This is a genomic window from Acidilobus sp. (assembly GCF_049973875.1).
Taxonomy (GTDB): domain Archaea; phylum Thermoproteota; class Thermoprotei_A; order Sulfolobales; family Acidilobaceae; genus Acidilobus.
Window position 1 is genome coordinate 132993 of record NZ_JBMFJI010000001.1, and the last position, 10875, is coordinate 143867.

15 protein-coding genes and 1 pseudogene are annotated in these 10875 nt (G+C 50.9%); 2 read left to right on the forward strand and 14 right to left on the reverse strand.

The window, feature by feature from the left end:
- Nucleotides 1-60: 60 nt before the first annotated feature.
- The gene (thyX, locus tag ACP5H1_RS00810; protein ID WP_427970672.1) at nt 61-1062 is read left to right on the forward strand and encodes an FAD-dependent thymidylate synthase; all 1002 of its coding nucleotides are present in this window, start codon (nt 61-63) and stop codon (nt 1060-1062) included.
- On the opposite strand, the gene ACP5H1_RS00815 is transcribed toward thyX, so the two are convergent.
- The 3 genes from ACP5H1_RS00815 to ACP5H1_RS00825 all read right to left on the reverse strand — a co-directional run bounded on the left by ACP5H1_RS00815 (nt 973) and on the right by ACP5H1_RS00825 (nt 2798).
- Nucleotides 973-1641: an RNase P subunit p30 family protein gene (locus ACP5H1_RS00815; RefSeq protein ID WP_427970674.1), complete on the reverse strand. Its 669-nt coding sequence runs from the start codon at nt 1639-1641 to the stop codon at nt 973-975. The two genes, thyX and ACP5H1_RS00815, sit on opposite strands and share 90 nt — an antisense overlap.
- Complete coding sequence (locus ACP5H1_RS00820) at nt 1638-2066, reverse strand: RNA-binding domain-containing protein (protein ID WP_427970676.1); 429 nt, start codon at nt 2064-2066, stop codon at nt 1638-1640. Before ACP5H1_RS00820 ends, ACP5H1_RS00815 begins: the two co-directional genes overlap by 4 nt.
- Before the next feature lie 69 nt (nt 2067-2135).
- The gene (locus ACP5H1_RS00825; protein WP_427970756.1) at nt 2136-2798 is read right to left on the reverse strand and encodes a 50S ribosomal protein L15e; all 663 of its coding nucleotides are present in this window, start codon (nt 2796-2798) and stop codon (nt 2136-2138) included.
- Between the two features lie 200 nt (nt 2799-2998).
- Between ACP5H1_RS00825 and ACP5H1_RS00830 the strand changes: the two genes are divergently transcribed.
- Nucleotides 2999-3289: a hypothetical protein gene (locus ACP5H1_RS00830; protein ID WP_427970678.1), complete on the forward strand. Its 291-nt coding sequence runs from the start codon at nt 2999-3001 to the stop codon at nt 3287-3289.
- Nucleotides 3290-3314: 25 nt separating this feature from the next.
- Here the strand turns inward: ACP5H1_RS00830 and ACP5H1_RS00835 are convergent.
- From ACP5H1_RS00835 to ACP5H1_RS00885, 11 genes and pseudogenes are all read right to left on the reverse strand, one after another.
- Nucleotides 3315-3536 (reverse strand): annotated as a pseudogene (locus ACP5H1_RS00835) (KEOPS complex subunit Pcc1); the annotation flags it as partial.
- Between the two features lie 22 nt (nt 3537-3558).
- Entirely contained in the window at nt 3559-4146 is a 588-nt protein-coding gene (locus tag ACP5H1_RS00840; RefSeq protein ID WP_427970680.1) for a hypothetical protein, read from the reverse strand.
- A gap of 5 nt (nt 4147-4151) precedes the next feature.
- Complete coding sequence (locus ACP5H1_RS00845; protein ID WP_427970682.1) at nt 4152-4424, reverse strand: 50S ribosomal protein L37ae; 273 nt, start codon at nt 4422-4424, stop codon at nt 4152-4154.
- Between the two features lie 6 nt (nt 4425-4430).
- Entirely contained in the window at nt 4431-5273 is an 843-nt protein-coding gene (rrp42, locus tag ACP5H1_RS00850) for an exosome complex protein Rrp42 (RefSeq protein ID WP_427970684.1), read from the reverse strand.
- Nucleotides 5270-5998, reverse strand: coding sequence for an exosome complex exonuclease Rrp41 (gene rrp41, locus ACP5H1_RS00855; RefSeq protein WP_427970686.1), 729 nt, complete (start codon nt 5996-5998; stop codon nt 5270-5272). The genes rrp42 and rrp41 overlap by 4 nt, the downstream gene beginning before the upstream one ends.
- A gap of 4 nt (nt 5999-6002) precedes the next feature.
- The gene (gene rrp4 / locus ACP5H1_RS00860) at nt 6003-6707 is read right to left on the reverse strand and encodes an exosome complex RNA-binding protein Rrp4 (RefSeq protein WP_427970688.1); all 705 of its coding nucleotides are present in this window, start codon (nt 6705-6707) and stop codon (nt 6003-6005) included.
- On the reverse strand, nt 6704-7408 hold the full coding sequence (locus ACP5H1_RS00865; protein WP_427970690.1) for a ribosome assembly factor SBDS: 705 nt from the start codon (nt 7406-7408) through the stop codon (nt 6704-6706). Before ACP5H1_RS00865 ends, rrp4 begins: the two co-directional genes overlap by 4 nt.
- 100 nt (nt 7409-7508) lie before the next feature.
- Complete coding sequence (psmA, locus tag ACP5H1_RS00870) at nt 7509-8282, reverse strand: archaeal proteasome endopeptidase complex subunit alpha (protein ID WP_427970692.1); 774 nt, start codon at nt 8280-8282, stop codon at nt 7509-7511.
- A 215-nt stretch (nt 8283-8497) separates the two neighbouring features.
- Entirely contained in the window at nt 8498-8689 is a 192-nt protein-coding gene (locus ACP5H1_RS00875) for a 50S ribosomal protein L24e (protein WP_427970694.1), read from the reverse strand.
- Between the two features lie 41 nt (nt 8690-8730).
- Nucleotides 8731-9552: a cation diffusion facilitator family transporter gene (locus ACP5H1_RS00880; RefSeq protein WP_427970758.1), complete on the reverse strand. Its 822-nt coding sequence runs from the start codon at nt 9550-9552 to the stop codon at nt 8731-8733.
- 123 nt (nt 9553-9675) lie between these two features.
- Entirely contained in the window at nt 9676-10872 is a 1197-nt protein-coding gene (locus ACP5H1_RS00885) for a cytochrome ubiquinol oxidase subunit I (protein WP_427970696.1), read from the reverse strand.
- Between the last annotated feature and the right edge of the window lie 3 nt (nt 10873-10875).

Here is a 10875-nt window from a genome sequence, read left to right on the forward strand (position 1 = left end):
ACATGTCAAGAAGCCTGTTGGCTTAAAACTGTAGCCGCTCAACGAGTTATTTGGGGCGCTTTGGAAGCCCTACAAATAAGCCTTGGCATAACAGTGACGCTGGTTCAGTACACCCCTGACGCGCCTAGGATAGTTGCCGCGGCCTCAAAGATGAGCACGTCAAGGAAGGGTTCCTCTGAACTCCTGAAGATAGACGAGGGCGAGGTCGAGACCTGGATAAGGGAGACTCTAAAGAGGGGCCACCTGAGCCCCTGGGAGCACTCAAGCTACACGTTCATAGTTGAGGGCTGCTCCAGGGTCTGCTCTCATCAGCTTGTGAGGCACAGGATAGCGAGCTTTACGCAGCAGAGCATGAGGTACACCGAGGCCTCACTAAGGGAGATGGCCTTGACGGCAGCCTCAAAGCTTGGCCTTGAATGTCCCCAGAGGCCCAAGGGCGAGAGGGCAAGGGAAGCCTACGCCTGCTACTCAGAGTCCCTCAGGCGGGCGGCGGAGGGGCTGTCCCTAGAGGAGATGGCAAGGCTGGCCTCAGCGGCCTACGTCATACCTCCCTCGCTGAACGATGAGAAGAGGCTTGAGGCTTACGCGAGAGGTCTGCTGCTGGCGACCTCCACCTACTATAGGCTGCTTTCAACGGGCGCCCCGAAGGAGGACTCAAGGTTTGTCATCCCCATGGCTGTGAGGACTAAGCTAACGTTCACAATGAATGGGAGGGAGCTTGTGGCCTCATTCCTGCCCCTCAGGATGTGCACCCATGCTCAGTGGGAGATAAGGCATGTAGCCTGGCTAACGTGGTCCGAGCTCATGAAGGTTCACCCTCAGCTCTTCAGGTACGCTGGGCCTAGCTGTGTGCTGCTTAACAACGGCCAACTAGAGGAGCCGGCAGGCCTTGAGGACTACCTATCAGGTAAGGCAAAGTTCGTCATAGCTAAATGTCCTGAGTTGGTGTCGAACAGGAACATACAAAGCTGCTTACTGTTTGCCTCCCGTTCCCTGAGCGGGAACCCCCTCGAGCCTGAGTCCTCTGCGGGAGAGGACGAAGCCGGGGGAGCTAGTGAGTGAAGAAATCGCGTACTCCCTAGGAATTCCAAGGCTTGAGAGTAGGCCAATAATCTCAAGGGGGTGCCAGAGCTCATAAGGGTTTTCAGCGTCGCTGACGACTACAGACCTTAGTCCAACTCTATAGCATCTTATCAGGACTTCGTAGAGGAAGTTCAGCCATCTTTCATTGCTAATTAACGGTCTGAGCGGTATCTCAACGGCGCCGCCGCCCCTCTGAAGCAGTAAGTTAAGCGTTTCTTTATCAGGGCGAACTGGGGTCCCTGGCGCAAATCTTATCATGTCAACCCTCTCATTCTTAGCTGCCTCCCTGTACGTGCGAAAGTCTAGCGGAACCACAGACACTAAGGTTTTACTGTCAACTTTTCTCAGCAAGCTGTCAAGGTCGGTGTTGCTATCAACCTCAAAGGTCACCCTCCTCACCATTGTTACCTTAAAGAGGTCCTCTAAACTGCCATGACTATATTCTGCACGCTCTTCGACCCCAATAACTTTGAAGCCAAGGTTAGAGGCTCTCTCTACAAGTTCCTTTGGCTCCCTAGCTAACCTGACGGAAAGATCCGCAAATATGCTATGCGTCACTTCTTTAGGCCCTCTATTTCACTCCTGAGCTCCTCAATCAGCTGCTCCCTCGATTCTCTGAAAAATCTAACCCTAACCTTTATTACGTCATCGGAGTCGGAAAGCACTACCTTGCCTAAGTAGGCCTTCTGTTTATCGAATCTCAGGTGCAGCGAGCCCTCCTTGTCTACCCTCTCCTCTAGTGATGATAGCAGGAACCTCCTGTCGGGCTCCGTCAGCATTGAGATCATCTTGTTAAAGGCCTCTTCCGCTTCCTCCTTCTCCTTCGAGGTCGAGACTACTGTTATAGGATTGCCAAAGTATCCTCTGAGCTCCTCTACAACTATGTTAGAGGAACCTATCAAGTTATGTAGTGCCTGAACAACTTTTTCCTCGCTCTCAGTAGCATGGACGTAAACCCTGGCTTCTAACAACCTAACGCGCAATTAACTTCACCGCGTTCTAAGAGTTAAATTACGACAGGGCTTAGTTCGGAAGTTTAATATTTCTTTGGCTTACTTGTTATCGCTCTTAGTGTGGGGCACTATTAGCCTTGCCCCCCTGCTAGCCTCATGCCTAGCCTTTCTGGCCCTCTCCCTAGCTTTCTCCTTCCACTTCTGTATATGGGTTCCCTTAAGCCCTCTGCTGCTCAGCAGGCCTCTGGCCTTCTTCCCAGCTGCTGTAAGTCCTCTGAAGGGCCTTCCCCTAGCACTGGCACTGACGGCAACCCACTTAAGCTGGGGGTCAGACTTTATGGTAGGCGCGTTGGGGTCTACCATTATTACCTCATACCACTTATGTTGGCCGTCCTCGGCCAGGTAGTAGCTTCCAAGGACCACTAGGTTGGGGTAAGCTCTCTGCGCCTTCTCCTCCGCGACTTGCTGTAGGCTCTTAGCTAAGGTATAGCCCTCTACCCCCATTCTCTTCGGCCTTCTGCCTGAGTCAGGCCTTACCTTCCTCTGTCCTCCCTTTCTGACCCTTACTCTGACTACAACGAAGCCCTGCTTTGCCTTATATCCTATGGCACGGGCCCTATCGAGCCTCAGGGGTTTATCAACGCGGACTATTGTAGGCTCATCCCTCCACTCTACTAGTCTCTCCTTCATCAGTTTACCGTGATCGCCATCATAGGGCCTCTTCCACGCTTCAGCTATGTAGTGGTATAGTCCATAGGCCATAGCCTGCAGCCTCCTACTCACTTGCTGCAGGTTTGGGTTTTTAAGCTGACAGCATCCCCAGCGGCTCGCTTTGATATAAGGGAAATCATGAAACTCGGGATAACTATTTGCTAAGGTTCGACTAGTTAGCATCTTCTCAAGAGCCCTATATATGGAGATTTTAGTCTTAGCTTTTCCACATAGAAAGGCAGGCCTGAGAGATGAAGCTAGATAAGCTTTTGCAGTTCGTTTCAGGAAATCCTATGTATAAGGTTAACTTAATGGAGGGCGCCGTAGAGCTTATAGCAACCACCCCAAGCATTGGTGAGGCAGCCTCCGATACTGAGGCGCAGCCCGCGGAGTCCCGTCGCATGATCATATTATTTAAACTGAGCCAAGATAACGAAGTGGCGCCAATAGAAGCTTATGTAGAGGAGGGCGATAGAAGAAGGCCCCTCTCAATCGATGAAGTAAAGTGGTGGCTCGAGGTTTTAGAGGCCTTGACAGGCTAATCACTTAACATTAGCCTTTAGACGCCTAAGGTTCCTCATGCCTGTCCAGCGATAAGCCTCTTACAACAGAGTAGGAGGCATGGACTAGATAAAGGTATGAGTTTACAATAGCCCTCAAGTCGCCCAAATCATCAGAGGTCACAGATATTTTAAGGCAGTTATCCTTAACTTCTACGTTGATGCTGCCCTTTCTTGGAGTGCCCGGCTGAGAGGCCTCTGCAACTAAGGCCCTATATATTGCAGTTACGTCATTAAGTTCCCCGCAGAGCTCAAGCTCTGCCTTTGCGAGGCCCGTTTGGGACCACCACCCTTAACAGGGGCCCAAAGATGGCGTTAGTTTTACGCTTCCGCGGCGCTATGGCTACTTGATCCCCATCTAAGGAAACTTCTAGGTAGTCAGCATCAGGCCTTTCAGCAGCCCTGAGCTGAAAGGCATCAGCCAGCAGCTTTGTTATGTAGATAGTGGTCTCGTCTTTACTTGAACTTACCACCTCTCTGCACTGCCCAGCGTCCCTCCGGCCCAGCTCCCTCCTCAGCTTAACCCCAACTATCTTTAGTCTTCCAATCTCAACAAGGTTCTCCTCAGAAGGGGAATATATCACCATCAGGCCCGGGTTGCCCCTCCACTCATTTATTATAACAACGCGTTTGAATCCATTGGCGATGGCTATGCTGTTGAGGTCTCTTAAGGACTCATGACCCCTTGTAAACCTAACTACTCCATATATGGCGGACTCCAGATCCTTTATGAGGGTGCGGGTCCTCCTGCTAGGCCTTCTGCTGCTAGTGAGCAGTGTTGTAAATTCAGAGGCCCTCCCTGACAGTCTCCTTACGAGCCTTAGGGGCCTCTCGCTCAAAAACCTCACATCCCTGACGTTGAGTAGTATGGAGGCAGGTAGGTGGCTACCTCAGTGCGCGGCACATAAGCCCCTCCTGCCCACACTCTGCCACACTTGGTGCACTTCCACACCCCTGTCGAAATTCTCTTGACGGTGCCTACACTTCCACAGAACGGGCACGTGTGGTCCGCGTACCTCTTCTCAAGAACCGCTTTGACCCTCTTCCTCAGCGTGGAGCCATATCTAGCACCATATCTTCCCGTTATCCCCACTGACTTGGTGTGACTATAGACCACAGGGCCTCACCCTTGGCTGCCGCCGCTCTGAAGCGCCTGGTCTAGCAATTTAAAGTAAACTTGTGAGGCGTTTCTTGAAATATCGATGACCTTGAGCAGCTCGTCCCTGGTGTAACCTCCCATGCCGCTCTTCTGCATGCCTACTATAGTTCCCTGCTCATCAAATGCTATGACCATTCTGCTGTCTGCAAGCAGCTCTTCATCGAGGTTGGGATCTATTAGTATGTAGTCGCCCACCTTCACGCTCGTGACTAGCGCGACACGCCTATTTAGCTTAAGCGGGGTCTCTTTCTCCCTGTTTATTATTATCTCCCCTGACTCTGTTTCCTCGTACTCAGGAACCTTAGTGTTCATTAGTGCAGCCATAACTCCTAACATGCTAGCGTCAAAGTAGTTGCCATCATAGTCGAGAACGTAGACGTCTATCCAAAGGACCCAGGCCTTCTCACCGGGCCTTATCACAAGGGAACTCAGGTCTATCGCCTTGGGATCTCTTAAGCTTCTATCTATGACCCTTGACAGCTCGACAGCGTTTTCATCAGGAGGTCCTGGCTCAAACGTAGGCGAGGCCACTGGGGTCAGCTCGGAGTTAACTTGAAGGACTCCCTCATTTGGCGTGTCCCTATATGGGGTTCCCACTTCTAATTTGACGCCGACGAGCACCTGCGTGTTGCCAAGTTTGACCCACGCCGAGCCGTCAGCCTTATCTATTACGCCTACCTGTATTGAGAGGTTCCTAGGCGTAGCAAAATCGCGCTGGTCGCTCCTCACGCCCTTCTTGTAAAGGCTAATTAGACTCTTACTCCTGATCTTTGACACTATAGGTACCCTGTATGGCGTGTAGCTCACTCCACATCGACCTCCTCTATGGAGCTCCTTAGGGTCTGCTTTTCCTTTTCAACTAGCTCGCTTATAGCTTTAAGCGCCATATCAAGGCCCTTTTGCGTCTCCTCCACAGTCATAACGCCGTTAAGCTGGAACAACGTTATCAGGCCCAGGTCAGGTGCAGCCACTACAGGCATGTCAGCCTCACCAAAGTTGTCCTCTGGTTCATTAAGATCTAGCACTACAACGTTGTCTACCTTGCCGATAGCGACCCCTGCCACGAGGGCTCTCATAGGTATGCCGGCGTCGGCTAGGGCCAACGAGGCAGCGGTTGCGCTGGCAGTCCTGGTGCCCCCGTCGGATTGGAGCACTTCTACATAGACCTCTATTACAGTCCGTGGGAAGAGTTCCGTTATTACGACGGGCTCTAAAGCCTCCCTTAGGACCTTGGAGATCTCCACTTCTCTTCTGGTTGGCACAGGGCTCTTGCGCTCCTCTGTAGAGAATGGGGCCATGTGATATCTGACGAACAATGACGCCCTGTCAGGCAATACTGTGTACTTCTGTAAAGGCTCCCTGGGGCCGTAAACGGCCGCTAAGACTTTAGTTTTACCATAGGAAACTATGGCTGATCCGTCGGCGTTACTTAAGACGCCGACTTTCATATCTACGGGTCTCATCTCGTCGGGCAGTCTTCCGTCAAGCCTTCTGCCGCTTTCGTCGAAGAACTTAGCTGGCCTTACGTGCATCCTCTCAGACCCCCCTAACCCTTCTCTCTTCCTCTATAAACTGCTTCACCCTGGCCGTGAGACCTGTCGTGTGGGACTGAGTTTCAATCATCTTTATGGCCTCAGCCACTATTTCCTGAAGAACCTCGTTCTGGCAAGTTATATGTACTCTTCCGTTCACCGCTACAAAGACATCGCAGCCGCTGGCGCTCTTTATAGTCTCTATCATCGAGCCTTTCTTGCCTATTATCCTTGGCACCTTAACTGGTCTCACGGTAACTACGGTACCCTCTGTAATCCTCCCCAAGCCCTTGTCCTGAACCGTAAGGGCAGGGCTCCTCACCCTGTCAAAGGCAACTATTCTTGCCTTAACGTAGTCACCTATTTTGAGGTATGTAAACGGATCGTCGGGAACTTGGCCTCCCTGCTTGACCCCGAAGAAGTCCTGAATGCTGAGCGTGGCCTGGTAAGGCGAGTTTATGTCGAGGAACCAGTTGGCGGCAGCGTGGGAAGTTACTAGGCCAATTACTATATCGCCCTCATTGGGGAAGTAAAAGCCCTTTAGCGGCACGAAGGAAGCGCCCTCATCCTTTATATTTAACAGTCCAACGACCGCGGCTCTCCTCTCTCCGTTATAATCAAAGAGGTAAATGTTCTGGACCTGCTTGATTCCCTCTACCTTATCCCCCGGCAGCACTAGCACCTTTTTAACCTTCTCCTCTTGGCTCACGGTGAGCTCACCTTCACGTTAATCTGCGCCTGCCCTCTCGTGAGGCCCTGGATCTTATCTATAACTTCAAGCTGCATGCCCGCTGGTATCTCAAGCTCCACCTTAAGGCTGCCGTCATCAAGCCACGTGGTTTTCTTCACGTCACCTAGCCTCTTAACCTCGCTTATAGCTCTTCCGGCAAACTCAGGGGGTATAGTAACCTCAACTAAGGCCCTTGCAATCTTTATGGGAATGGCCGTGGCCATTTTCTTAATGGCCTCCAGAGCCTGCTGCTCTACAGGCCTGAAGGGGTCCACCCCTATCCTTAACTCCTCAAAGAGGTTCTCTATCCTCTGCTCAGGTATTGGGGAGCCGCTCTTAGGGTCAACGGCGTTCCTAGCGATATATGTTATTATCTGCCTCCTCTTCATCTCAATGATCTTCCTCCTCTCCTCCTCAGTTATTTGAATTTGCCCTTCCTTGAGTATGCGCTCAGCAATAGAGTTGATATCATCCGTACCGAAGGCCTTCTTTATGGCCTCTGGACTGGCCTTCAACCCCTTTCTAACATCCTTGTAGACAGTGTCGGACCAGAGCACGTCTGATATAGATACCTTTTCCCCTTCCTTGAACTTAAAGGCCTCGTCGGGCTTTACCAGGATCTCAAAGTGCTGCCCCTTTATATCAATCCAGGCAATTACATAGTCCTGCTTTTTAGGCAAAATCTCGCCCCAGCAGCTTTCGATCCATAAGTGCAAGAAGCTTTAATAGCTATAAAAGGCTTAAGCAAGAACCTATGGCAACAGAGCGTCCATGTTATGCTTATGAGGATAACATCTCGCCCTTGCTGGACTTCACTATTTCCTTGATAACGTCGCGACCTACCTTGTTAAAAGTCCTCTCCTTAGTATCAATATAAGCTACTTCTACATATTCGTCAAAGGCGTTCGCTAAGTCCTCCTTCTTCTCGTCGGAGGAGGCAACCCTTCCCTTGAACAGCGCTATGATAGCCAGTTTTATGGCATCGTCAAGGCTGAGGTCCTTCTTGTAGTTCTTCTCCAGGTAGCTGTTAGCGGCGTCACCTCCAAGGCCGATAGCTATAGCGTAGTAACTGAAGTACTGACCTCCCGGTTCCGTCCTAAAAAGCCTCGGAGTTCCGTCGGAGTCCACGCCGCCAAATACTAACGCAACGCCGAAGGGCCTAACGCCGCCATGTTGTGTGTAAAGCTGCTTTAGGTCGGCCACGGACTTAACTACATACTCGGTGCTCGGCGCCTCTCCATACGTCAACCTGTGTCTGACCGCTACAAGCCTGGCATAGTCTATCAGGACCCTTCCATCACTGCCCATGCCGGCAAAGGTTACGCCTATGTGGTCATCAACCTTGTAGATCTTCTCTATACCATCAAGGTCCAGGAGCGGCGTTATCTTTCTCTTCTCGGCAGCTAAAACTACACCGCTGTCCGTTAGCACGCCTAGGCTCGTCCAGCCTTTCCTAACAGCCTCAAAGGCATATCTTACCTGATAAAGCTCTCCGTCGGGGGAAAATATGGTGATTGCACGATCGTAAGCAGACGGAGGCGCGGCCATAGCCATTCTCTATACCCCAGCAGTTCGGTAGGCACACATTTTTAAGTATCTATTGGTAACTTCCTCTAGATATCGCTTTAGTTAAAGACCCCTTGCTATTATTCAGCGACATGGCATAACTATGATATAATTAGGTTGTATTTTACATTATCAAGCAACAACCCGGCCCACGTTTTAAGTTCATAAGCAGGAGAGTAGCGTTAGCCTTGCTGATGAGGATCTTAGGCTAGTGACTTAAGGATCCAGGGCCTGGCCCACTTGAGCTTTCTCGGGTTACGCTTTAGTTTAATGGCACTCTTAAAGCACTTGCTGCTGCAATACCAGAGTATTTCCCCTCTTTCACCGACATACATTTTACCTGTGCCTGGCTCTATGGGCCTACCGCAGAACGCGCAAGTCATTTCCTTAGGCATAGCCGCACCCGCGCTGACTGAGGAAAGGTCCCTTTAAAAGTTTAGGCCCGCTCAGGCTCAATGTGGACCACCAGTTTGACGTTATATTTTTCCAGGGCCATAGTCTCTATCTTATCAGCAAGTTCATGTGCTGCCTCCACGCTTTCCGTGGGAGGGGTCTCTATTATCACATAGCCAGCTACGTAGTTGTCCCCGACGCTCCTGAGCTTAAGATCCTTGACCTTAACTCCCATGGAGCTTATGTCCTTAGTAAGTCCTTCAGATACGCTCCTAGGAGGCGCTGGCCCGGTAACCTTGTAAAGTATAGTTTTTGAGTTGGCTATTACCTGATAGGCCAAGTAAATTAGCATAGCCGCAGCCCCGAGCCTGTCTATTTCAAATGACATGTAATGGGCCAGCGGCAGGACAGCTAAAGCAACAAGGCTCTCAGCTATCTCACTGGTAGTCACATTAGAGTACGTTACGAACTGCTCGCCAAGCCTTCTTATTGTTATAACGCTGGCCGTGTAGAGTCCGGCCACTACTAGCGGCACTAGCCAGGCCATGCCCGCCACTGAGTAACTGGAGGGGTTAAGCACCTCGTCAACTCCAAGCCCAAGTATGAAGGCGTACACGAGAAGTGTTAGCACCGAGGCGCTCAGCGAGTAACCGGCGTGACCAAACGGGTGATCTAAGTCCTCGGGCTCAAGCTCTTTCCTGTAAAAGTAGGTATTAGATATGATTACCACTAGGTTGGCTATGCAGGTGAGTCCATTGATAACAAGCAGCCGGCTGTGAAAGACCACTCCTCCTGCTGTGTTAAGCACGGAAGCTAAAGCGGCAGCTGTTATAGATATCATCAATATTCTCTTGGCCTCTTCCATTGCGCTCACCGACTCCTTGTATCGGATATTCGAAAGCAGTTTTACGTCTGCCTTAGTCCACTGCCATAAAATAGCCAGCGGAAAAAAGCCGAGTTGCTTTTAGTCGCGGCTAATTGATTAATGTTATTTAGAAGAACCCTTAAAGAAGACTATATAAATGAACACTATTATAACCACTATCATTATGGCCATCATAAAGCTCGTGAAGAACTGGCCAAACGACGCTGCGGCTAGAGTGTTATAATTAGTAAGGTTATTGTAGGTCGCTATGAGCGCGTCCCACGGCTTCGGGAAGGACGCGGCCTGCGTGGCGTTAAGCGACGCTATAAATCTTGGGAACTGAGAGAACGCGTTGAGCATCTCGCCGGCCTCTATGGTTCCTAAGGCTGCCGCCCCTCCAATGACGGACCAGAAGGCCACATGCCTGGAGAGCAGGTTGCCTCTGAACGCGGCATAGGCTATGTACAGAAGGGCTATGAACTGTAGGGCGGCCAGGGCTAGGTGCAAAGCAAATATCCAGGTGAAGTTATAAGCTGCGTCGCCTCCGATAGTAACTCCAAATCCTACCATTATGTTGTTGAACTTGTAGGGAACGCCGGTGAGCGACATAAGGTAGGCAAACATGAGTGGAACCATCAGCAGGAGGCCTACCAGCGAGGGTATAAAGAACTTTCTCAGCGCGGCCTCAAAATAGGCTTTCTCGCTGTCCGGGTGCCTCAAATAAGCTATAGCAAAGCCAGCCATTATTGCTATCATAGTTGCCGTCAGCGCGCCCACTACGCTTGAGAGGTAAAGCGGCCAGAACGTCGGGTTGGAGTAGGCCTCAGCAACGTTGAGCGAGGGCCCCGACTGAGTGAAGTAAAGGCCCACTGGCTCGTTAAGGAACGCAAATACCCCTCTGAAGCCGAACGGTATGAGGACCGCAGACGCAGCCATTAGGAAGCCTATTAAGTTGTGAGTCCTTGGCGACCACCTGTCCCAGCCGTACCAGTATGTTATGAGCGAGAAGAAGTTCAGCGCTACCATGGCTATGGCTATGGCAAACGGAACTATGGCCACGGTTCCTATCACTAAGGTGGCGAACGGGTAATAGGAGAAGAGGAACACGGTAAATGCTGTCCCGAAGACGCCAGCTATGCCATATGTGGCTGCATAGTACTTCATGAGCCTTCTTGCCATGCTTACAGTGAGCTGATCGCCGCGTTTCATGCCAAGGTACTTAAGGAGCGGTATCAGGACGGCAAGACCTATGACCAGGTTTACCATAACTATGTGTATGCCAAAGTTGAAGGCCAGCCAGAATATGGAGCTGTAGAACATGAT

Coding starts and splice junctions, on each gene's coding strand:
- ACP5H1_RS00885 (WP_427970696.1), bottom strand. CDS start 10,872: ATGTTCTACAGCTCCATATTCTGGCTGGCCTTCAACTTTGGCATACAC.
- ACP5H1_RS00875 (WP_427970694.1), bottom strand. CDS start 8,689: ATGCCTAAGGAAATGACTTGCGCGTTCTGCGGTAGGCCCATAGAGCCA.
- psmA (WP_427970692.1), bottom strand. CDS start 8,282: ATGGCTATGGCCGCGCCTCCGTCTGCTTACGATCGTGCAATCACCATA.
- ACP5H1_RS00830 (WP_427970678.1), top strand. CDS start 2,999: ATGAAGCTAGATAAGCTTTTGCAGTTCGTTTCAGGAAATCCTATGTAT.
- rrp41 (WP_427970686.1), bottom strand. CDS start 5,998: ATGCACGTAAGGCCAGCTAAGTTCTTCGACGAAAGCGGCAGAAGGCTT.
- ACP5H1_RS00825 (WP_427970756.1), bottom strand. CDS start 2,798: ATGGCCTATGGACTATACCACTACATAGCTGAAGCGTGGAAGAGGCCC.
- ACP5H1_RS00880 (WP_427970758.1), bottom strand. CDS start 9,552: ATGGAAGAGGCCAAGAGAATATTGATGATATCTATAACAGCTGCCGCT.